Source organism: Desulfovibrio oxyclinae DSM 11498 (assembly GCF_000375485.1).
GTDB lineage: Bacteria > Desulfobacterota > Desulfovibrionia > Desulfovibrionales > Desulfovibrionaceae > Pseudodesulfovibrio > Pseudodesulfovibrio oxyclinae.
Genome location: NZ_AQXE01000007.1, coordinates 25,115 through 45,631 on the forward strand (window position 1 = coordinate 25,115; position 20,517 = coordinate 45,631).

At 58.9% G+C, this 20,517-nt stretch carries 20 protein-coding genes; 4 read left to right on the forward strand and 16 right to left on the reverse strand.

All coding sequences use genetic code 11. From position 1 onward, the window contains the following. Positions 1-27: 27 nt before the first annotated feature. The 6 genes from B149_RS0108675 to B149_RS0108700 form a co-directional block, all read right to left on the reverse strand. On the reverse strand, positions 28-765 hold the full coding sequence (locus B149_RS0108675; RefSeq protein ID WP_018124792.1) for an ABC transporter ATP-binding protein: 738 nt from the start codon (positions 763-765) through the stop codon (positions 28-30). Beyond that, entirely contained in the window at positions 762-1,529 is a 768-nt protein-coding gene (locus B149_RS0108680) for an ABC transporter ATP-binding protein (protein ID WP_018124793.1), read from the reverse strand. The genes B149_RS0108675 and B149_RS0108680 overlap by 4 nt, the downstream gene beginning before the upstream one ends. Before the next feature lie 9 nt (positions 1,530-1,538). Further along, entirely contained in the window at positions 1,539-2,621 is a 1,083-nt protein-coding gene (locus B149_RS0108685) for a branched-chain amino acid ABC transporter permease (protein WP_018124794.1), read from the reverse strand. Between the two features lie 15 nt (positions 2,622-2,636). Next, positions 2,637-3,548, reverse strand: coding sequence for a branched-chain amino acid ABC transporter permease (locus B149_RS0108690; RefSeq protein ID WP_018124795.1), 912 nt, complete (start codon positions 3,546-3,548; stop codon positions 2,637-2,639). Positions 3,549-3,671: 123 nt separating this feature from the next. Beyond that, positions 3,672-4,850, reverse strand: coding sequence for an ABC transporter substrate-binding protein (locus B149_RS0108695; RefSeq protein ID WP_018124796.1), 1,179 nt, complete (start codon positions 4,848-4,850; stop codon positions 3,672-3,674). A gap of 374 nt (positions 4,851-5,224) precedes the next feature. Continuing rightward, positions 5,225-6,928 (reverse strand): long-chain-fatty-acid--CoA ligase, encoded by a 1,704-nt coding sequence (locus tag B149_RS0108700; RefSeq protein ID WP_018124797.1) that lies wholly within the window; start codon positions 6,926-6,928, stop codon positions 5,225-5,227. A gap of 553 nt (positions 6,929-7,481) precedes the next feature. Between B149_RS0108700 and B149_RS0108705 the strand changes: the two genes are divergently transcribed. The 3 genes from B149_RS0108705 to B149_RS0108715 all read left to right on the forward strand — a co-directional run bounded on the left by B149_RS0108705 (position 7,482) and on the right by B149_RS0108715 (position 10,339). After that, positions 7,482-8,141: a winged helix-turn-helix transcriptional regulator gene (locus B149_RS0108705; protein WP_018124798.1), complete on the forward strand. Its 660-nt coding sequence runs from the start codon at positions 7,482-7,484 to the stop codon at positions 8,139-8,141. A gap of 2 nt (positions 8,142-8,143) precedes the next feature. After that, a complete protein-coding gene (locus B149_RS16805; protein WP_018124799.1) occupies positions 8,144-9,241 on the forward strand; it encodes an N-acetylneuraminate synthase family protein in 1,098 nt (365 codons plus the stop codon). A 132-nt stretch (positions 9,242-9,373) separates the two neighbouring features. Beyond that, positions 9,374-10,339 (forward strand): chemotaxis protein, encoded by a 966-nt coding sequence (locus B149_RS0108715; RefSeq protein WP_018124800.1) that lies wholly within the window; start codon positions 9,374-9,376, stop codon positions 10,337-10,339. A 1-nt stretch (position 10,340) separates the two neighbouring features. Here the strand turns inward: B149_RS0108715 and B149_RS0108720 are convergent, their stop codons facing one another. Further along, entirely contained in the window at positions 10,341-10,625 is a 285-nt protein-coding gene (locus B149_RS0108720; protein WP_018124801.1) for a DUF2325 domain-containing protein, read from the reverse strand. Positions 10,626-10,856: 231 nt separating this feature from the next. Beyond that, positions 10,857-11,750 carry a glycosyltransferase family protein gene (locus B149_RS0108725; RefSeq protein WP_156816783.1) on the reverse strand — a complete coding sequence of 298 codons (894 nt, stop codon included), beginning with the start codon at positions 11,748-11,750 and terminating at the stop codon, positions 10,857-10,859. A 230-nt stretch (positions 11,751-11,980) separates the two neighbouring features. Here B149_RS0108725 and B149_RS0108730 point away from each other — a divergent pair, with 230 nt between their 5' ends. Beyond that, a complete protein-coding gene (locus B149_RS0108730) occupies positions 11,981-14,614 on the forward strand; it encodes a cyclic nucleotide-binding domain-containing protein (RefSeq protein ID WP_026167536.1) in 2,634 nt (877 codons plus the stop codon). 5 nt (positions 14,615-14,619) lie between these two features. Here B149_RS0108730 and rfbD read toward each other — a convergent pair whose 3' ends face one another. The 8 genes from rfbD to B149_RS0108770 form a co-directional block, all read right to left on the reverse strand. Continuing rightward, positions 14,620-15,483: a dTDP-4-dehydrorhamnose reductase gene (rfbD, locus tag B149_RS0108735; protein ID WP_018124804.1), complete on the reverse strand. Its 864-nt coding sequence runs from the start codon at positions 15,481-15,483 to the stop codon at positions 14,620-14,622. Next, positions 15,483-16,499 carry a dTDP-glucose 4,6-dehydratase gene (gene rfbB, locus B149_RS0108740; RefSeq protein ID WP_018124805.1) on the reverse strand — a complete coding sequence of 339 codons (1,017 nt, stop codon included), beginning with the start codon at positions 16,497-16,499 and terminating at the stop codon, positions 15,483-15,485. The genes rfbD and rfbB overlap by 1 nt, the downstream gene beginning before the upstream one ends. An 85-nt stretch (positions 16,500-16,584) precedes the next feature. Then, the gene (locus tag B149_RS0108745; RefSeq protein WP_018124806.1) at positions 16,585-17,034 is read right to left on the reverse strand and encodes a tRNA (cytidine(34)-2'-O)-methyltransferase; all 450 of its coding nucleotides are present in this window, start codon (positions 17,032-17,034) and stop codon (positions 16,585-16,587) included. A gap of 25 nt (positions 17,035-17,059) precedes the next feature. Beyond that, on the reverse strand, positions 17,060-17,767 hold the full coding sequence (locus B149_RS0108750; RefSeq protein ID WP_018124807.1) for a molybdopterin-guanine dinucleotide biosynthesis protein MobB: 708 nt from the start codon (positions 17,765-17,767) through the stop codon (positions 17,060-17,062). Further along, positions 17,764-18,441: an energy-coupling factor ABC transporter ATP-binding protein gene (locus B149_RS0108755; protein WP_018124808.1), complete on the reverse strand. Its 678-nt coding sequence runs from the start codon at positions 18,439-18,441 to the stop codon at positions 17,764-17,766. The genes B149_RS0108750 and B149_RS0108755 overlap by 4 nt, the downstream gene beginning before the upstream one ends. Continuing rightward, on the reverse strand, positions 18,438-19,133 hold the full coding sequence (locus B149_RS0108760) for an ABC transporter permease (protein WP_018124809.1): 696 nt from the start codon (positions 19,131-19,133) through the stop codon (positions 18,438-18,440). The genes B149_RS0108755 and B149_RS0108760 overlap by 4 nt, the downstream gene beginning before the upstream one ends. Positions 19,134-19,202: 69 nt before the next feature. Continuing rightward, positions 19,203-20,024: an ABC transporter substrate-binding protein gene (locus B149_RS0108765; protein ID WP_018124810.1), complete on the reverse strand. Its 822-nt coding sequence runs from the start codon at positions 20,022-20,024 to the stop codon at positions 19,203-19,205. Between the two features lie 23 nt (positions 20,025-20,047). Next, positions 20,048-20,437 carry a winged helix-turn-helix domain-containing protein gene (locus B149_RS0108770; protein WP_018124811.1) on the reverse strand — a complete coding sequence of 130 codons (390 nt, stop codon included), beginning with the start codon at positions 20,435-20,437 and terminating at the stop codon, positions 20,048-20,050. Positions 20,438-20,517: the final 80 nt, after the last annotated feature.

Below are 20,517 nucleotides of genomic sequence, written 5' to 3' on the forward strand. Positions count from 1 at the left end.
TGGGACCCGAAAGTGCGAGCGTGACGGTTAGCCTCCGAGATAGGCTTTTTTCACTTCGGGGTCCTCCATGAGTTCTTCGGAAGAGCCGCGGGCCACTATTTCGCCCGTGTCGATGACGTAGCCGCGGTGCGCGAACTTGAGCGCGAGGTTTGCGTTCTGTTCGATGAGCAGGATGGTCATGCCGTCCTTGTTCAGGTCCTTGAGGGCGCGGAACATGTCGTACATCAATAGCGGTGCCAGCCCCATGCTCGGCTCGTCCAGCATGATGGTGGTGCTACCGGACATGAGGGCACGACCCACGGCCAGCATCTGCTGTTCGCCGCCGGAAAGGGATTCGCTGCGCTGTCTGCGCCGCTCGTTCAGGCGCGGGAAGAGCGAATAGACACGCTTGTAGTCTCGTTCCACGTCCGCGTGGGAATCCTTGCGTGCATAGGTGGCGAGCTTGAGGTTCTCCTCCACGGTGAGGTTGCCGAATATGTGCCGACCTTCGGGCACCAGCACCAGGTGCAGGTCGGAAACCACCTTGTCCGGGGACATGGGAAGGATGGATTGCCCCTCGAACCGGATGTCGCCCGAGATGACTTTCGGGGCTTCCGGCGGCGGCAGCCGGGCGATGGACATGAGCGAGGTGGATTTGCCCGCTCCGTTGGCGCCGATGAGGGTGACGATTTCCCCGCGTTGCACGCTGAATGAGATGCCGTGCAGGGCCTCGATGTTGCCGTACTTGACGTAGAGGTTGTCGATTTCGAGAAGCGGTGCGCTCATATCGTGTCGTCTCCGAGGTAGGCCTTGATAACCGTGGGGTCGTTCTGGATGTCGTCGGCGGTGCCTTCCGAGATGGTGGCGCCGAAGTCGATGACCTTGATGAACTGGCAAAGCGAGGTGACCACCTTCATCTGGTGTTCGATCATCCAGATGGTGATCTCGAAGGTGTCGTGAATCCAGCGCACCAGCGAGATGAGCTTTTCCACGTCCGCCGAGTTCAGGCCCGCCGCGGGCTCGTCGAGCAGCAGCAGCTTGGGCTGAACGCTCATGGCCCGCGCTATCTCCACGCGCCGTTGCAGGCCGTAGGGCAGGTTCGGCGGGTATTCATACGCGTAATCCTTGAGACTCATGGCCTCCAGCATCTCCCATGAAACGCGGTCGATGTTGGCCTCGCCCTTGCGGTAGCGTTTGGTGCGCAGGAAGGAGTCCCAGACCGTATATCCCATGCGGTAGTGCTGGGCGATGCGGATGTTGTCCAGCACGGTCATGTCGTGCCAGAGGCGGATGTTCTGGAAGGTGCGGGCCACGCCGCGCGCGGTGACCTGATGCGGCCTCATGCCGCGCGTGTCCTTTCCCTGAATGAGGATGTCGCCTTCGGTGGGCTGGTAGAATCCTGAGACAAGGTTGAAGATGGTGGTCTTGCCCGCGCCGTTGGGGCCGATGAGGCCGACCAGTTCGCCGCCTTCCAGCGTGATGTTGAAGTCCGATACGGCCTGTAGCCCGCCGAATCGCTGCGTCAGTCCGTCTATTTGAAGCAGTGGCATGGCTGGTTCCTATTTGAAGCTGTAGAAGCGCTTGAGTTTGGGGAAGAAGTCGGACAGTTCCCGGTTGCCCATGATGCCCTCCGGCCTGAACTGCATGAGCAGCACGAGAATCAGCGGTATGAGTACCCATTTGATGACGCCGGCCGAAGGTTCCCAGTCCGGTATGACGGCGGTCACCGGCGTAAGGATGAAGTCGATGATGGACTGTGAACGCAGCACTTCAAGCAGCGCCGTGAACAGGATGGCCGACATCACCGCGCCGGAGAGCGACCCCATGCCGCCGAGGTAGACCATGACCATGGCCTCCGTGGACTTGAGGATGCCGAACGCCGAAGGGTTGATGAAGCCCACGATGTGGGCGAAGAGTCCGCCCGCGATGCCTGCCAGCCCGGAAGAGAGCATGAAGTTGACGATCTTCATCTTGTTGGTGTTCACGCTCATGATTTCCGCCGCCACCTCGTCCTGACAGATGGCGTTGACGCCCTTGCCGTAGGTTGAGGAGACGAAGCGTCGGATGAGCCAGACCGTCAGCGTCATGAAGGTCAGCACCCAGAACAGCATCCACGGTAGTTCAATGGTGTCCACCATGGCCCAGACCGTGTCCTTCATGCCCATGAAGCCGCTGGGGCCGCCGATGAATTTCATGTTCTCGATGCCTGAGATGATCATGTAGTTCACCGCGATGGTGATGATGGCGAGGTAGTCGCCGCGCGTCTTGAAGGACGGCACTGCCACGAGGATTCCCGCCAGCGAGGCCACCAGGCCGCCGATGATGATGATCACCGGGAACAGGAACATGGCGTATTCGGCCGGAAACAGCGGGTCGCCAAATTTTGATCCGAAGCATAGCACCGAAAGGATGGACGAAACGTAGGCGCCTACGCAGATGAAGGCCGCGTGACCGCACGAGAATTCGCCCATGTTGCCGTTCACGAGGTTCAGGCTCGTGGCGATGATGATGTTGATACCGGTGAACATGAACACCGACAGGGTGTAGTTGTTGATGAAGTCGTATTCATACTGGTTGTGGGCGATGTAGAGCAGCCCGAGGCAGAATAGGACGTATGCGATGTTGAACGTGTATTTTGTCATGATGCAGCCCTCGCCCTAGATCTTGGTTGTGCGGGCCACGCCGAATAGGCCCGTGGGCTTGAGCCACAGGATGAACAGCAAAATGGAGAAGGCGAAGAAGTCGCGGTAGGTGGACGGGAAGAATGACACCACGCCGATTTCGATGAAACCGAGCAGAAAGCCGCCCACGAATGCGCCCCGGATGTCGCCGATGCCGCCGACGACGGCCGCGATGAACGCTTTCCAGCCGATAATGGCGCCCATAAAGGGTTCGAGGATCGGGTAGGACATGGCGAAGAGCAGTCCGGCCAGCCCGGCAAAGCCCGAGCCCAGCACGAAGGTGAAGACGATGATGTTGTCGATGGGGATACCCATGAGCGGTATGGCGAACTTGTCGTAGGAGATGCCGCGCATGGCCATACCTATTTTGGTCTTGGTCACGATGAAATTCAGGATGAGGAATACGGCAACCGCCGCGAAGATGACCAGAATTTTGAGGTTGGTCACGGCGACGCCGCCGATGTTCCAGACGGTTTTCTCCAGCAGTGTCGGGAATTTGAGCCTGCTAGCGCCGAATGCGGCGAGGTTGGAGTATTCGAGGATCAGGCCACACATGAGGGCCGTGATGACCACATAGAGCCGGTGTGCTCCCTTTCTTCGCAATGGTCGGTAGGCGATGCGTTCAAGGGTGACCCCCACGCAGGCGGTAAGCATCATGGTCAGGGGGATGATGATCACGAACGCCAGAGCCGGAGAGAGCCCCACAGTCGGCCCCAGCAGCATGGTGGCGAGGCCGAAGGCGATGTAGGCTCCCACCATGAAGACGTCGCCATGGGCGAAGTTGATGAGCAGCAGAACGCCGTACACGAGGGTGTAGCCGAGCGCGATGAGCGCGTAGAAGCTCCCCCACTGCAGGGCGTTGAGTATGTTCTGGATGATGAAGTCCACAGCAGTCGTTCCTATGAAATTTTTTCCGTGTCGGTTCAGACGGGCCCTGTGGGGCCCGCAGGATCTTCCGTGTGTCTGTAGTAGGGCGGAGCCGTTTTCGGCTCCGCCCGGTTTTGGTTCGGATTACGGGCAGACTGACTCGGCGAAGACGAATTCACCCTGATCGTCGATCTCGACGACCACGGCGCATTTGATCGGGTCGCCCTGTTCGTCGAATTTCATGTCGCCGGTGATGCCGGGGAAGGACTTGATGGAGGCAAGTCCCTCACGCACGAGCTTGCGCATCTTGCGCGGGTTGCGCTCCACGGTACCGGCGTTCTGGATGGCCTGCAGCATGAGGCCGATGGCGTCCCAAGTCAGGGCCGCGTAGTCGGCGGGCACGGAGCCGTAGGCTTCCTTGTAGCGGTCGATGAATTCCTTGGTGGCACCGGTGGCGCCGGCTGCGGCGTAGTGGGTGGAGAAGTACTGGCCGTAGCAGTCCTGTCCGCAAAGCTTGATGAGGTCGGGGGTGCCCCATGCGTCAGCGCCCATGAACGGACCCTGATAGCCGAGGTCGCGTGCCTGCGGGATGATCAGCGCGGTCTGGTTGTAGTTGTCCGGCACGAAGATGAAGTCCGGGGCGGCGGCGATGATCTTGGTCAGCTGGGCCGAGAAGTCCTGATCCTTGGCGCCGTGAGAGACGAAAGCGACAACGGAACCTTCGCCGTGCTTCTTTTCCCATGCTCCCTTGAACACGTTGGCAAGACCATCGGAATAGGGATTGGAGATATCGAAGATGACGGCGGCCTTCTTGGCGTCGAATTTGGAGGAGGCGAAGTTGGCTGCAACGACGCCCTGGAAGTCGTCGAGGAAGGCGGCGCGGAAGACCCACGGACGATCAAGCGTGGTGTTCACGTTGGTGGACCACGGGGAGATCATGGGCACGCGGTTGTCGTTGCAGGTGCCGCCTGCGGGAACGGCCTGGTTGGAAGAGTTGGGGCCAATGACCGCGACAACGCTTTCCTGCTCGATGAGCTTGAGGGCTGCGTTGACGGCCGAGTCGGGCTTGGACTCGTTGTCCATGTAGATGAATTCAAGCGGGTACTGTTCGCCGCCAACTTCGAGTCCGCCCGCTTCGTTGACGTCCTTGAGGTACATCTCGGCGGCGTTTTTGGAGCCTTCGCCCACTTCGGGGATGTCGCCGGTCAGGGGCAGGTTGAAACCGATCTTGATGGGCTCGTTTGCCACGGCGGCGGTTGCCAGGCACAGGCAGGCGGCGAGGCTCAGTACGAGCGCGCCAAGTTTGCTGAAGCAATGACTCATTTCTTCCTCCTCAGATGGTGAAATACAATACGGAAAACCCTCGATTTCGATCAGGCTTACCCGATTGCTTGTCGAAAGAAAAGAGCTGTTGTTTTGACAAAAAAGACAATCTGTTTTTCAGAAGTGGTTAATTGTGGGTTATAATCTAGGTCATATTTTCAATGATGTGTAAAAGAAAAAAATTGCGGTTGTGAATGTTTTAAATTTGTAAAAAAGTATTTCGAGGGAGTATTTCCCGAATTTAGTACTTTTTTATGTGAAAAGGCGATGAAAGCGCAGAGTGTTGAGAGCGGGTGGGTTGCGGTAAGCGGGCAAGAAAAAAGGCCCACCGAGGTGGGCCATTGGAAGGAATTCTTATGCGAAAATGTCGATTTTTATTTCGAATTTTTTTCCTTTCTTTTTTCTGCTTTTTCTATCTCCTCTTCACGAAGAGCGCGCCTGAGTACCTTGCCAACCATGGTTTTTGGCAATTCCTTGCGGAATTCCACCTGCTTGGGAACCTTGTAGTTGGCCAGTTTCTCGCGGCAGAAGCTGATCACGTCCGATCTGGACATCTTCACGCCCGGCTCAAGGACAATGTAGGCTTTGACGATCTCCCCTCGCTGAGGGTGGGGGATGCCCACGGTGACGGCCTCGCGGATGTCCGGATGTGCGTAGAGCACTTCGTCCACTTCGCGCGGATAGATATTGTAACCGCCTGAGATGATGAGGTCTTTCTTGCGATCAACGATGAAGAAGTAGCCGTCCTCGTCCATGTAGCCGATGTCGCCGGTGAAGAGCCAGCCGTTGCGCAGCACGTCGGCGGTGGCGTCGGGCCGGTTGTAGTAGCCTTTCATCACCTGCGGCCCCCGGATGACCAATTCGCCCATCTTGCCAACGGGCAGCGGATCTCCAGCGACTTCCATGTCCACGATTTTGGCGTCGGTATCCGGGAAAGGCAGGCCGATCGAGCCGTTCTTGCGTTCGCCGCGAATAGGGTTGAGATGCGTGACCGGGGAAGCTTCAGTAAGTCCGAATCCTTCGAGAATCTTGGCTCCGGTCATTTCGTAAAAGCCTTCGATGTACTCGACAGGCATCGGCGCGGAGCCGGAAACGCAGTACTGGATCGACTTGAGGTCGAACTTAGCCACGTTCTTTTGCTGGAGCAGGGAAATGTACACGGAGGGGGCGCCGGGAAAGACGGTGGGCCGATGCTTGTGAATGCCCTTGAGAACGTCCTGCGGGACATAGCGCGGAAAGGGAATGAGCGTCGCGCCGATTGAAATGGGCCAGGTGCAGCAGGTGGTCAGCCCATATATATGGAAATAGGGCAGCACGCCGAGGAATATCTGCGGATCTTTGGAGAGTTCGCTGAGCATGGCGCTGCACTGCTGCACGTTGGCGCCGAGGTTGAAGTGCGTGAGGATGCAGCCCTTGGCGATGCCCGTGGTGCCGCCAGTGTACTGGAGCATGGCCATTTCATCCGGGTCGATGTCATCGCAGGTGAAAGTCTTGCGGCCCGAGACGAGGGGTTTGAAGGGCTGGATTTTTTTGCCGTCAAAGGGAATGGCTGGCTTTTTCCCCTCCCGGGCTGTCTTGAACTTGTAAAGCCAGTTCAGTGGAAAGCGCAGGGAGTCGGCAATGGAGGTGAAGAAATACTTCTCGGTGGGCAGGTCGGGCAGGAGTTTCTGCAGCTTGGGCCAGAGCATGTCCAGAGTTATCAGAAAGCGGGCGCCGGAATCGTTGAACTGGTGAACGATTTCCGTTTCCATGTAGAGCGGGTTGACCATGGTCACCACGCCGCCGGCTCGCAGGGTGCCCCAGTAAGCGATGAGGGTCTGGGGCAGGTTCGGCAGCATCAGGGCGACGCGGTCACCGCGTTTGAGCCCCTGCTTTTTGAGATTGGCGGCGAAGACGCCGCTGAGCTGTTTGAGCTTTGCGTAGGTGCACGACCAGTTCTGAAAGATGATGGCCTTGCGGTTGGGCCATTTTCTGGCAGCCCGATCCAGATATTCGTGCATCGGAAGACGCTCGTAATCAAGGTTGGGCGGCACCTCGGCATCGTACGACTCGACCCAGGGGCGGTGAAAGCTGTCCATGATATATCCTTCGAAACGATTATTGGCGGTAAAAACGGTTCGGCGGAAGGTATACCAGAGGGGCGAGGGGGGTCAACAATTGAGAAATGGCCCCTGAAACCAGTGAGACCCCGGTCGGACGGGACCGGGGCCTCTCGGGCGGGACGTATAGCATGGCGCCACAAAACGTGGCAAAACCCTTATGGTTCACGAGGGGTTAAAATACAATAGGGGTGTCCCATATTCTGGTCGGGAAAATCCCCTAGACGCCAAAGGTATAAGCAATGAACGCATTTCAGGTGCAGCTTTGGGGTGACGTAGTGGTCGATATGGGCACGGTTCTTGATGAGTGAATCAGAAACGGAAAAAAGCGCCAACATTCCGTCGCGGGGTAAAGCCGATCGTTTACCTAACCGATTATTCATTGTGTAGACGATTTGCCTTCCGAGGGGGCCTCGGGCCTCAAGCGGAAGAAATGTGCATCAGGCGGCGGTATAATTGACATGCGGGACAGGCGCGGCTAGAACCGCAAGAGTTGTTAAAATGCCCATCGAGCCGGAGAAATGTTGAGTATATGAACGGTATGGAAGCACCAGCCGGTGAAAACCGGATAGTCAAACAGCTTATCTCGGAAGGGAACTACCTGAAGCCGAGCAAGAACACCCGCATTCTCGCGATGCTGGATGCGCTTTCGATCGACTCAGGTCTTTCGCAGTTTGAGCTTGGCAAGAAGTTGAGTCTTTCCGGTGCGATGGTCAACCAGTACCTGCGGCAGATGCAGGCCGACGGACTGGTTGAGTACGAGCCCGTCAACGGCAAGAGCTATAGGTATCAGCTGACCGAAAAAGGCGTCGCCAGACGCCGCAGGATGCTGGCCGACTATTCCTCGGAGACGGTGCGCATCTATACCACCGTCAAGGAATTCATTCGTGAACGTCTTTCCCCTCTTCGCGAGGCCGGTCTGTTGAGGCTTGCGTTGTTCGGGGCGTCCGAGACCTGTGAGGTGGTGCTTTCCACCCTGCAGGAGAGCCCGTTCAAGGTCGTGGCTCTTGTCGATAATAATTCTAATAAATACGGTCAATTGTTTCACGGTTACGTTGTTTCCTCCCCGGTGCTCATGGAGCAGTTGGAGTTCGACGCCGTGGTGATCACCTCGTTCGGAAGGCAGGACGAGATTTACGCCCAAGTAGAGCCCATGGCTCGAAAGAAGGGCATAGACATTGTGAGATTCTGATTATGGAACAGGTCAAGAGCGTCACGCTGCGGTCCGGAGTCACGATCGGCGAAGGGCATCCCTGCTTTGTCGTCGCGGAAATCGGCAACAACCATCAGGGCGATCCAGAAATCGCCGCGCGCATGATCAGGGAAGCCGCCCGTACCGGGGCGCAGGCGGTCAAATTTCAGAAGCGGCACACCGAGTCGCTGCTCACCCGGGAAGGTCGCGCCGCGCCCTATACCGGTTGCAACAGCTTTGGGCCTACGTATGGCGAGCACCGCGATGCGCTGGAGCTTTCCATCGAGGAGATGGCCGAACTGAAAACGCTTGCCGAATCCCTCGGTGTGGTCTTCTTTGCCTCGGCATGGGACGATCCAAGTCTTGACGAAGTCCTCTCTCTGGACGTGGAACTGCTCAAGATCAGCTCCGCCGAGCTGGTGAACCTGCCGCTGGTTGCCAAGTACGCGGCCGCGAACGTCCCGGTCATCCTTTCCACCGGCATGAGTTCCCTTGAGGAGATCGAGGCGGCCGTGGACGTCATCCGCTCCTACCATGACAAGCTGATTCTGCTGCACTGCAACAGCACGTATCCGTGCCCTGAAGAGTGCATCGGCCTGCCTGTCATGGAAACCCTTTCCGAGCGCTTCGGTGTTCCGGTTGGATACTCCGGCCATGAACGCGGGCTCGGTCCGAGCGTGGCTGCCGCCGCCCTTGGCGCACATGTGGTGGAACGGCACTTCACCCTCGACAAGACACTCAAGGGCACCGACCATCAGGTCTCGCTTGAGCCTTCCGATCTGGAGGCGCTGGTGACCATGATTCGCGAGACCGAAAAGGCCATGCAGGTGCGCGGCAAGATCGTATTTCCTGAAGAACAGTCTGCCGCAAAGAAATTGCGCAAGTGCATCGTCTTTTCCCGGGATCTTCCCGCCGGACACGTGGTGACTTCGGCGGACCTGACCACCCGGTGCCCGCGTGCCGGGGTGTCACCCATGTACTGGGACGAGGTTGTCGGCGGTGTGCTGAGGCACAGCGTCAAGCATGAACAGCCCGTACAGTGGGAAATGCTCGAGAAGCACGACGGCGAGACCCTTGAGGCCGCCAGCGCCAGGTATTAGAAACTGAAATCGAAGGATGACGGGTGGCGGCAGCTATTATAGTTTGCCGTCAACCGTCTGATTCGTATTCACGTTTTCCGCCTGTTGCGCTATGCTTCCCCAAATGCATCCGACGTGGCCAGGAGGGCTTTCATGAGCGCTGAACAGGATATTCTGCTTGAAACCGGAACCAACGAGCTTGAAATAATTGAGTTTTTTGTCCATGAGAATGTGGATGGAGAACGGCAGACGCATTATTTCGGGGTCAACGTGGCCAAAGTTCTGGAAGTGGTGGAGGCCCCGGACGGTCTTGAAGGATCGGAAGCGGCCCCGCATCCGAGTTTTCTCGGAACCATCCCGCTCAGGGACCTCATCCTGCCCGTCATTGATCTGAGCGTCTGGCTCGACATGGAGCGCGACGCAGAAGAGAACGAACCGATTATTGTCACGGAGTTCAATAATGCCGTGACCGGCTTTCGCGTTTCAGGCGTGACGCAGATCCACCGTGTCAACTGGCGCGACGTGGAACCGCCCCCGCGCTATGTGGCCAGCTTCGACACCAACTGCATCACCGGCACGGTCAAGATTCATGATCGCTTCGCGCTCATGCTGGACCTCGAACAGGTCCTTTCCGAACTTGACGGTTCAGGCGGGCAGACCGGAACGGGTGACGTAGAGCGGTCCGATACTCGTTACCGCGCTCTCGTGGCGGACGACTCCACCTCGGTCCGTGCGCTTCTGAGCAATAATTTCGCAGCAGCCAACTTCGAGGCCGAAGTTGTTGGCGATGGTGCCGAAGCCTGGTCGCGGTTGGAAAAGGTCCGCGAACTCAGCCGACAGGAGAACCGCAGCCCTCTGGAGTATCTCGACGTGGTCGTTTCCGACATCGAGATGCCGCAGATGGACGGTTACACCCTGACCCGAAGGATCAAGGAAGACCCGATTCTCAAGGTCATCCCGGTCTGCCTGTTCTCATCGCTCATTTCCAAGGGGCTGCGCCACAAGGGAGAGTCGGTCAAGGCCGACGATCAGGTGACCAAGCCCGAGTTCGACGAGCTGACCTCTCGGGTCATCCAGCTTATACGCGAGTGGGACCCGGAAAAGGCGGCTCGCTCCTGAGCTAGATTTCCTTGTTTTCGTGCAGGCAACGCCTCAGAGAGCTTACGCCGCACGAGTGATGCATCACCATGGGGATTTCCCGGCTCTTGACCACTCCCATCACTTCGTTGCGGGCTTTGTGCGAAATCTTGTTGGTGAACATCACCACCAGGTCCACACCACCGACGCTGCCGCTGATGTTGCGCTCCTTGCCGGTGAAGAACTTCAGCTTCACGCCCTGCTTTTTGGCCTCGTTCATATATTCCCTTTTCAGCCTGTCCATACCGCCGATGAGTGCCGCGCACATGGTTTTCTCCTCTTCTTGAAATTGAGATTCGTTTTCAATTAAACAAAGGAGCACACGAGTGTCAACTACTTTGCCCGATTTTATATGCATGGAAGAATCAGCTGACTGCGAACAAGCGGAAGGCTATCAATAACCGTCCGTTATTTCGTAAGGATATGAAAAAGGGTCTTGAGGTGCAGGTCGGGGGCTGAGATGTGCCGAGCAGGAAGGGCCTGCTCCCGACATGGGAGGCTAGGCTGTGAAGGGGATCACGTTGTTGGTGAACGCTCGTACGGCTTCTTCTGCCGCGTCCGTTCGCTTTACCTTGTTGATGGTGTGTGCGTTCAGCATGTGGCTGACTTCCACGGCGGTGGGGATGGTTCGGAAAGTCCACGCTTCGGCCCAGGACTCGCCGCGGAGGTAGGAGAGAGCCCAGCGCAGAGTGTGCCCGTGGAAATAGCCCGGGTTGGCTATGACCACCAGCGCCTTGCCGCGACCATCGAGAGCGCGTTCGCGAAAGCCCACCTTGCGTTGCACCGCACTGAGCAGAGGGTAGGCAATGTGCAGAAAGGCGCAGCCGGACTGTGCGGCGCGGACGTGAAGGTCCCATTCCGAATAGATGAAGTCTTCGCGAAACATTTCCAAACGTTCGAATGTTTCCTTCAAGACAGTGACGGATGGGCCGAGGATGTCGGTCCTGCGGATCGCATCCTCGTCGAAAGGAGCCAGCCGCATCAGGCCGGAGGCGCCACGATTGTCGTTTTGCGACATGCGCACATAGTCGGTGTAGATGAAGTCCGCTTCCGGCACGTCATCATGAGCGTCAAGGAGTTCGTCCAGATAGTGGCGGTCGAGCCGATGCGATGCATGCAGAAAACTCAGAAGCGGCGACTGCGCGTGCTTTGCCGCGGCATTGCGCATGGCTGGGACAGTAGCTTCGTCAGCCGTCGGAACAGCCGTAATAGGCATATCGAGAGCGGTTTCCCAAATCTTCACGTCCTCAAGCAGTCGCTCGGGTGCCGCCACGATCAATTCCGCTCTGTCGGGATCACCGTTCTGCATCGCGGCCGTCTGAAAGGCGCGGGGCAGGGAGGGATGCTCCTCGGCGAGCGTTATGATCAATGAGGCTCTGGGATTTCCTCTCATGTCCAAACCCTTCCGTGGGTTTTGCCTGCGACACGTCCATGTGCGCAATTCGGCTTCTTCGTGACCGTCTTATCGGCGCAGGGAGGGTATTCTTTAGGGGGTGAATGAAAAAAAAAATGCGTTTCATGAATCAGCGGTGCGGGTTGCCACGTCCATCGGGTTTGCGTATAAGTCAAAAGAAGCTGTCTCTTCGGATGGTTGGCAACAGTGATAATTCGATGGAGGATGCCGTGGCGGTCTTCAAATGTCCCGAGTGCGATTTCGAGAAACGCGTTGCCGACGATCTCGACGGTCGGGCGGTACGATGTCCCGTCTGTGGCGAAGTTTCCGTGACAGGGGAATCTCTTGATCTGAACATTGATCAGGGGGGGGCACAATTCGATGAGATCAGCTCGCCCGAAGATATCTGCCCCGACTGCGGCGCGACAGTAGGGGACTGCGATACCCCCGGCACCTGCCCGAACTGCGGCGGCGCCATCTGCATGCCCCATGAAGAGGTCACGGAGCTTCCCGACCCTGAAGACACTTCGGTGGACCTGAGCGATCTTGTGGACGAGTCCGGAAGGCCATGGGAGCCGCAGGAACATCCGGAAGAGCCGGAAGGTCTTGAGGATTTTCAGGCCGCTCAGCGCGAAGAGCAGCGGGGCAGGGTCTTGGCCGGTGGCTGGTTTCCCAACATTTTCGCCGGGATCGTCTCCGGCCTGCTCGGATATGTTTCCGCCTTGTGCATGGGGCTTCTCGTCGGCTCGCAGGCCGACGGCGGAGTCTTTCTGGCCAATGCGGCTGCCATGGCACTCGTCTCCGCCTGCGTCGGCGGTTTTCTTTTTTCCTTGAGAAGCAGGATCCCCTTTGCGCTTGCCGGGCCCGAGTCGGTCCTGTGCGGCGTAACCTTTCTCTATGCCGGTGCGCTATATTCCGGGCTGCAAGGCGGCCCTGCCGATTCGGTGGTCCCGACCCTGACTGCGGGCATCGTGACTGCGGGGATCTGTACTGGACTGACACTTTACGCACTCGGACGTGTGGGAGCCGGAGTCTGGGTCCGCTACACCCCGGTACAGGTCATCGGCGGCGTTGTGGGCGGTATAGGCTTCTTCATCGTGCTTGCCGCTCTTTCCCTCATGACCGGTGATGGAAGCGTCCCGCACGCGGGGCTTTCTGTCCTTCAGTTCATGGACTGGGAACGCATTGCCACAGCAGATCCGATACGCGTGCTACCGCCGGTCGCGTTCGGCTTCTTCCTCTACATTCTTTCCGGACGCTTCCGGAACAGCCTGTGGCTGCTCTGCGTGCTCGTGGCGACCCTCATCGGCGTGCAGGCGCTGGAGCTGTGGGGGCATGACAGTCTCTGGACGAAAGTGTTGTTGATTCCGGCCGGGTTGCCGGTGAATGCCGAAGCGTTCCACTCCGAAGTGCTGAGTTCCGGTTTCTGGAGCCGGGTCCAGTGGCAGGTCATACTGGACAACGCCTATTTCATTGGCGCGTTGATGGCCATTGCGTTCATCAAGGTGACGTACAGGGGGACGCTCTTGGAGGCCGAGGTTTCGCCCACCGAGGGGGGCGTGGGTGACTTCGAATCCGTGGGTCTGGCAAATTTCGGTTCCGCAGTGCTTGGTGGAATGCCTGTCTCCTTTTCACGCGGGCGCAGCCTCGGAAGTCTGGCCATCGGCGGCAAGGGTGCCTTGGCCGGCGTGCTGGCTTCCTTTATTTGCGGAGGGCTTTACCTTGCCGGAGAGGTACCCGTGGCATTCCTGCCCCGTTTCGTCCTTGAAGGCATGTTGATTTTCTTCGGCCTCGCACTGATTCGCGACTGGATGTTCAAAGTCCGCTCCGCATTCTATCGCCGTGACGACACCCTCGTGATGATGCTTGTGTTTTTCATGACGATTCTCCTGGGCGTGGTGATCGGCATCGGCTTTGGAGTGGCTTTCGGGGCGCTCATGAGCATCCGCCGCTACAGCCGTGACGGCGGTGTGCGCGGTGAACTTTCCGGCGCGGTCTTTCACAGCAACGTGGACCGCTCCCCCGCTCAGGCGCGCGTTCTGCGAGAGGTGGGCGAGCACGTGCACGTGGTCAGCCTGCGCGGCTTCGTGTTTCTCGGCACCATGCAGGACATGGTGGAACGCATCCGTGAACGCACCCTCGATCAGGAAAAGCTGGACGTGGAGTACCTGATCGTGGACTTCGGCAAAGTCTCCGGCTTCGCCTCGTTTTCGAACCTCGGTTTCGGGATGCTGCGCAACCTCGCGCTTGATGAGGAACTCAACGTCATCTTTACACGGGTCCCGTTTGAGTTGGAGGAATACCTTGCCAAAAGCGGCTTCGCCATCAATGACATGGAAGGTTCTTTCCGCATCTTCATCAATCTGGACTACGCTCTGGAATGGTGCGAAGAGCGACTGCTCGAAGCCGAGGGCATGACCTCGAAGACGCAGGGGACTCTGGTGCAGATGCTGGGACCGGCTTTTGCCGACGAGCGGTATGCTCAGGCTCTGGTCAAGGTCATGAAGCGCATCGAGGCCAGTGACGGCGACGTGCTGTTCCGGCAGGGCGATCCGTCGGATACCATGTATTTCGTGGAAAGCGGTTCCCTCGAGGTGGAACTGCAAAAGGATGGCAGGCGGTTCAGGCTCAAGAAGGTCGGCCCCGGTGCGGTGGTGGGGGAAATGGGCATCTATACGGAAGCCCCGCGAACCGCAACGGTCAAGGCCGCCGAGCGGACCGTGCTGTATATGCTGACTCGGGACAAGCTCCACGCCGTGGAGCGTAAGGTGCCCAAGCTGGCAACGGCGCTGGACCGTTACCTGATAAACCTGCTCTCGGACCGCCTTTCGGATGCCAATCTGCGCGGGCGGGAACTCATCTAGTTCATCTAGCCCAGCTTCTCCAGATATTCTCTGAGGGCGTCGCGCCAGTGTCGCGGCGTGACGCCCGTTTTTTCTGTGAAACGGGACGTGTCAAGGACAGAATAAGCCGGACGCACCGCGCGCGTGGGCCATTCCGAAGAGGGGATGGGATCCACTTCACACTCGATTCCCGCCATGCCCACCGCGGCCGAGGCAAGATCATGCCATGTGGCGGTTCCGGTGTTGGTGAGATGGTAGACACCGGTTGCGTCATTCTCTACGAGGCGCAGCGTGTTCTCCGCAATATCCGGGGTGTAGGAGGGCGATCCTGTCTGGTCCGCCACTACCCTGAGCTGGTCGCGATCTGCGGCCAGTTCCAGCATCCGCTGGACAAAATTCATTTTTCCGGGACCGAAGAGCCAGGCAACGCGAACTATCAGCGTGTGCTCGTAGTCCAGATCCAACAGGCCCTGTTCCCCGGCGGCCTTGCTGATGCCGTAGACGGACACCGCGCCGGGCCGGTCCGTTTCAAGGTACGGCATGTTGGCGTTGCCCTTGAACACGAAGTCCGTGCTGAAGTGGATGAACAGGGCATTGAAGCGGGATACTTGCGCGGCCAGAAGCGGTGGCACCGTGGCGTTGAGGGCGAATGCTTTCTCTTCCTCGTCCTCGGCGCCGTCCACCTGCGTGTAGGCCACGGCGTTGAAGACCGCGTCAGGGCGGAAGTCGTCCAGAATCCCGGCCACGGCCGCCTGATCGAGAACGTCCACATCCTCACTGGAAAGCGCCAGTACGTCGGCGCCTTCCTCTTTCAGTCGTGCGGAAAGCGCCTGTCCCAGCAGTCCGGTCCTGCCGCCGAATACGACGGCTTTCATGCCCTGAATTCGCATTAGGTCCGATCCTCGTACCATTGGTTCATGAAGTTGCGGTAGGCTCCGCTCTGCACCTGATCCAGCCAGTCGGCGTGGTTCTCGTACCATTCTATTGTCTTCACGAGGCCGTCCCGGAATCCGATGGTCGGTGCGAAGCCGAGTTCCTCGGCGGCAAGCTTGAAGTCCATTGCGTAACGCAGGTCGTGCCCGGGCCGATCCTTGACGAAGGTGATCAGCGACTCGGGTTTGCCGAGGATGGAAAGAATGGTGCGTACCACATCAAGATTGGTTTCTTCGGCATCGCCGCCGAAGTTGTAGGCCTGCCCGTCGCGGCCCTTGAGCAGCGAGAGTTCCACACCGAGACAGTGGTCCTCCACCCAGATCCAGTCGCGCACGTTCATGCCGTCCCCGTAGACCGGGAGAGGCTGATCAGCCTTGGCCCTGAGATAGATGAGCGGGATGAGCTTTTCCGGGAACTGGTAGGGTCCGTAGTTGTTGGAGCAACGCGTCACGACCATGGGCATGCCGTAGGTCTCGAAATAGGCCCGCGCCATCATGTCCGCAGAGGCCTTGCTGGCGGAATAGGGGCTGTTGGGCGCCAGCGGCGTGCACTCCGTGAACTTCCCTTCCGGACCGAGCGTGCCGTAGACCTCGTCGGTGGAGACGTGCACGAAGCGTGAAATACCGTTCTGCCGGGCGCATTCCATAAGATTCTGCGCACCCTGGATGTTCGTGGTCACGAACGGAGATGGATCATTGATGGAACGGTCCACGTGCGATTCGGCGGCAAAGTTGACCACCGCGTCCAGATGCGGGTCTGCCATGATCTCCATGCACAGTTCGCGGTCGCAGATGTCGCCCTGCACGAAGGAGTAGCGCGGTTCGTCCTGCTCAAGGTCGAGAAGGTTCAACCGGTTGCCCGCGTAGGTGAGCTTGTCGAGATTGACGATCTGCCAGTCCGGGTGTTTCCGGAGCATCATGCGGATGAAGTTGGTGCCGATGAATCCGCAGCCGCCGGTGACGAGAATTTTCATGTATCGGTCCTGAAGGGCTCTTGTTTAACTGGATGCGGGGAATCGTCCCAATCAATACAGGCAGGCCGGAAAAATGACAAGCGACCTATCCCGGAAGCTGACCGGTCCGTCCCAAAGCCTGATAAAGCAGAATGCCGGTAGCCGTGGATTGGTTCAGGCTGCGAACTGCGCTACGAATGGGGATGCGCACGTGCCGCGTGAATCGGTCCAGTACCTCGGCGGGAATGCCTCGCGTCTCCGGGCCGATCAGGATGGCGTCATCCGGTTCAAAGGCGAAGTCGTGCAGCAGGGTGCCGCCGCGTGCGCTGGAACAGACCACGCCGCCGTCGTGCGATTCGAGAAAATGGTCGAGGTCCGGGTGCACCGTCACATCCACATGGGGCCAGTAATCCAGCCCGGCGCGCTTGAGGTATTTGTCTTCAAGCGAGAACCCCAGCGGCTCTATGAGATGCAGCGGGGTGCCGGTGGCGGCGCAAAGGCGCGCGATGTTGCCGGTGTTCGGCGGAATTTCCGGTTCGTAAAGGACGATCTTCATGCGCGGCAAAATAGCCGCGAAACCGCTAGACGTCCACCTTGATTTCGGCCTTGCCCGGCGCGAACCCCTTGAGGGTGCTGAGCATGCCGCGGACCGTTGCCGCGATCATCTTTTCCACGAACGGGTTGGTGCCAAGCGGCGTGCCGTTGATGCTGATCTCCGCCGCGCTTTCGAGGGATACGCAGTCGTTCACCGAAGCCTGACCGGAAGCTATTTCCGCGGCAAGTGCCTTGCAGCTTTCCCGGCCGCAGGCTTCACAGTCCAGAGCGGGCAGAACGAAGCCGCGTTCAAGCACGATGTCAGCCAGTTCGGCCGGATCGTCCGTGGTCGGGATGCCGGGGATTTCGTATTTCCCGTAAACCGCGACAGCCAGCTCCGGGGAGAGCCAGTCGAGCCCTTCGGCTGGCTCTTCGTCGAGAACCAGTACCCGCGGCATCCAGCCGAGATACTTGCCGCCTTCGACCACCATGAACTCCGCGTCCATCAAGGGCAACAGGTCGGCGAGGGGGCGTACCTTGGGCCACAGGGCGAAGGCTTCATTGGGGCCGAAGCCGAGGACGCCGGTGCAGTGTTCGGCGTAGCGGGCGGTGTCCGTGTCCTGACGGTCGAAGCCGTGGCTGGAATGCTTTGCGGCGGAAACGCGGATGCCGCGCTGCTTCAGTTCCGCGCAGAGTGCGAGGCCGAGAGTGGTCTTGCCGGCTTTCTTGGGGCCGACGATGGATACCGCTTTCATGCGTTTTCTCCCTGTGTGGTCTTCTGTTTCACGATGCTGCCGCGCTCCATGCAGATGACGGTGTCGCTCACCGCGTGCAGCCATTTCATGTCGTGGCTGACGATGACCAGCGTGGTGCCGAAGCGAGATCTTGCCGAAAGCGCGGCTTCGCGGATGGTCGCCGCACTGGCTTCGTCAAGGCTCGCCGTCGGTTCGTCCAGAAGCAGCAGGGCCGGACGGAATGCCAGTCGGGCCGCCAGCGCCACGCGCTGCGCCTCTCCGCCGGAGAGTTCATACCACTTCCGGTGACAGAATGCGACGGGGTCGAGCCCAACGAGTCGCAATGCCTCGTAAACCCGTTCTTTTTCGTTTTCCATGCCCCGCGCCCTGAGTCCGAAGGCGACGTTGGAATAGACGCTCTGCTTGAGCAGAAACGGCTCCTGAAGCAGAAGCGTCACGTCGCGGTGGCCGGGGGTGGAGGCGGCATCGGTGCGCTCACCGTTCAAGAGGACCGTGCCGATGGCCGGAGATTCAAGCTGGGCCATGATCCGTAGCAGGGTGGACTTGCCGCATCCGTTCGGGCCGCTTAGGCCTGTGATGCTTCCCTGCTCAAGGCTGAGGTAGGGGATGTCCAGCACGTCGCGTCCGCAGTACTGCTGACGTATTTCGAAAAGTTCGCAGATGGGCTGGCTCATTGTCCGGCCCTCCGCTTGAGCATGGAGACGCCGATGTTTACTGCGAACGCTACGGCCAGAAGCACCATGCCCAGTGCAATGCCGGTATCGAATTCACCCTTGCCGGTTTCCAGCGCGATGGCGGTGGTGATGGTGCGCGTGTGCCACTTGATGTTGCCGCCGACCATCATGGAAATCCCAACTTCCGAGACGATGCGCCCGTAGGCTGCAACAGCGGCGAGCATGAGGCTGTATCGCGTTTCCAGAATGGTGGCGGTGAGCATCTGGCGCTTACTGGCGCCGAGGGTGATGAGGGTCGGCTTGAGCCTTCTGTCCTGCGATTCGACCGCGTTGGCCGTCATGGCGACCACGATGGGCATACCCAGCATGAATTGGCCGATGGCGATGCCGGGGATGGTGAACAGCAGCTCCAGATCGCCCAGCGGGCCCCGGTTCGAAAGAAAGGCGTAGACCACCAGCCCGATGACCACGGTGGGAAACGAGAGCAGGGTGTCCACGACGGTGCGAAGTGCCTTCTTGCCGCGAAAGTCGTTGTGACCGAGCAGAAATCCCAGCGGAATGCCTGCGGCAAGACATGCGACGATGGAAAGCGTGGACACTGCAACAGTGGTCCAGATAGCGGAAAATGTCTCGGGATCGCCCCCGAAAAGCAGCCCGAAAGCTCTGATAAACCCGTTCAGCAGGTAGTCCATGGCCCGTCCGTGCGAAAAGCGCGGCGCAGAGTCGTGCCCTGCGCCGCGCGTCTTTGCGAGTTTATGCGGTTATTTGGCGTTGGGGATGAAGAGCTTCTTGCCGAGCAGGCGGAAGTCGCCGATGGCCTTCTGCACATCGGGGGAAGCCATCCATTCGATGAACTTGGTGGCGAGCTTGTACTCGGCCTTCTTGCACTTCTCGGGGTTCACGGCCAGCGCGCTGTACTGGTTGAAGAGCACTTTGTCGCCTTCCACCAGAACCTTCAGCGGCGGGTTGCCGTCGTGGTTGGCGCTGAACTTGATGAAGGTGCCGCGGTCGGTCATGGTGTAGGCGCCCTTCTCGGTGGCAACAGTGATGGTGGGCAGCATACCCTGACCGGTCTGGATGTACCAGTCCTGCTTGTCGGGAACGGCCATGTCGGCGGCCTTCCACAGGGAAATTTCCTTCTTGTTGGTGCCGGAGTCGTCACCGCGGGAGGCAAACTCTGCCTTGTCCTTGGCAATGGCCTGCATGGCGTCTACCACGCTCATGCCCTTGATGCCTGCGGGGTCGGCTTCGGGGCCGATGATAACGAAGTCGTTGTACATCAGTTCCTTGCGGTCCACGAGGGCGCCGGAATCGACGTACTTCTGCTCGGCTGCCGGGGCGTGCACCAGAACGATATCCACGTCGCAGTTGTCGGCCATCTTCAGCGCCTTGCCGGTGCCCACGGCCACGAACTTGAGCTCGATGCCGGTGTCCTTCTGGAATTTGGGAGCGATAAGCTCGTCCAGCAGGCCGGTGTTTGCAGTGCTGGTGGTGGTGGCCATCATCAGGCTTTCCGCAAAGGCTGAACCGGCCATGAAGGCGGTCAGCATCAGGCAGACAAGGGCGATTTTCAGGGATTTCACAGGGTACCTCCGCTCGTAGGTTGTCATTCAGTGTCGTCAAGGCCGAACTCGTGGCTCGGCAGAACCTCTTCTCCCATGACTTCCGACGCCCGCATCCGGGCGTACTGCTCCACGTCCGCGTAAAAGGCCGTGAAACGTTCCATGAGGGTCCGACCCTCATCCGAAAGTCCGAACCGCTGCCCCTGGCCGGGAGTCTTGGTCACCAGCTTCGTCCCAACGCGCTTCTCGGTCTTCTTGAGGCGTCCCCAGGCACGGCGATAACTCATGCCCAGTTCTTCGGCCGCCCGCTTGAGCGAGCCGAGTTCATCGATTTTCCTCAACAGCAACGTGCTGCCGATGCCGATGTAAAGTTCCTGGTCCTCTTCAATCCAGACACGAAGTCGAAGCGTTGGGTTCGATCGCTTGGCGCTCATTGTCACCATCCAGGTTTTCGCAGTTAGGGGCAGAATTGCCTGATAGCGAAGATTAAGTCAACATAGACATAATACGTGCG

Bases quoted from the DNA above. Each gene is read 5' to 3' on its own strand.
- B149_RS0108675 (WP_018124792.1), bottom strand. From the start codon at position 765: ATGAGCGCACCGCTTCTCGAAATCGACAACCTCTACGTCAAGTACGGC.
- B149_RS0108680 (WP_018124793.1), bottom strand. From the start codon at position 1,529: ATGCCACTGCTTCAAATAGACGGACTGACGCAGCGATTCGGCGGGCTA.
- B149_RS0108685 (WP_018124794.1), bottom strand. From the start codon at position 2,621: ATGACAAAATACACGTTCAACATCGCATACGTCCTATTCTGCCTCGGG.
- B149_RS0108695 (WP_018124796.1), bottom strand. From the start codon at position 4,850: ATGAGTCATTGCTTCAGCAAACTTGGCGCGCTCGTACTGAGCCTCGCC.
- B149_RS0108700 (WP_018124797.1), bottom strand. From the start codon at position 6,928: ATGGACAGCTTTCACCGCCCCTGGGTCGAGTCGTACGATGCCGAGGTG.
- B149_RS0108705 (WP_018124798.1), top strand. From the start codon at position 7,482: ATGAACGGTATGGAAGCACCAGCCGGTGAAAACCGGATAGTCAAACAG.
- B149_RS16805 (WP_018124799.1), top strand. From the start codon at position 8,144: ATGGAACAGGTCAAGAGCGTCACGCTGCGGTCCGGAGTCACGATCGGC.
- B149_RS0108715 (WP_018124800.1), top strand. From the start codon at position 9,374: ATGAGCGCTGAACAGGATATTCTGCTTGAAACCGGAACCAACGAGCTT.
- B149_RS0108720 (WP_018124801.1), bottom strand. From the start codon at position 10,625: ATGTGCGCGGCACTCATCGGCGGTATGGACAGGCTGAAAAGGGAATAT.
- B149_RS0108725 (WP_156816783.1), bottom strand. From the start codon at position 11,750: ATGAGAGGAAATCCCAGAGCCTCATTGATCATAACGCTCGCCGAGGAG.
- rfbD (WP_018124804.1), bottom strand. From the start codon at position 15,483: ATGCGAATTCAGGGCATGAAAGCCGTCGTATTCGGCGGCAGGACCGGA.
- rfbB (WP_018124805.1), bottom strand. From the start codon at position 16,499: ATGAAAATTCTCGTCACCGGCGGCTGCGGATTCATCGGCACCAACTTC.
- B149_RS0108745 (WP_018124806.1), bottom strand. From the start codon at position 17,034: ATGAAGATCGTCCTTTACGAACCGGAAATTCCGCCGAACACCGGCAAC.
- B149_RS0108750 (WP_018124807.1), bottom strand. From the start codon at position 17,767: ATGAAAGCGGTATCCATCGTCGGCCCCAAGAAAGCCGGCAAGACCACT.
- B149_RS0108755 (WP_018124808.1), bottom strand. From the start codon at position 18,441: ATGAGCCAGCCCATCTGCGAACTTTTCGAAATACGTCAGCAGTACTGC.
- B149_RS0108760 (WP_018124809.1), bottom strand. From the start codon at position 19,133: ATGGACTACCTGCTGAACGGGTTTATCAGAGCTTTCGGGCTGCTTTTC.
- B149_RS0108770 (WP_018124811.1), bottom strand. From the start codon at position 20,437: ATGAGCGCCAAGCGATCGAACCCAACGCTTCGACTTCGTGTCTGGATT.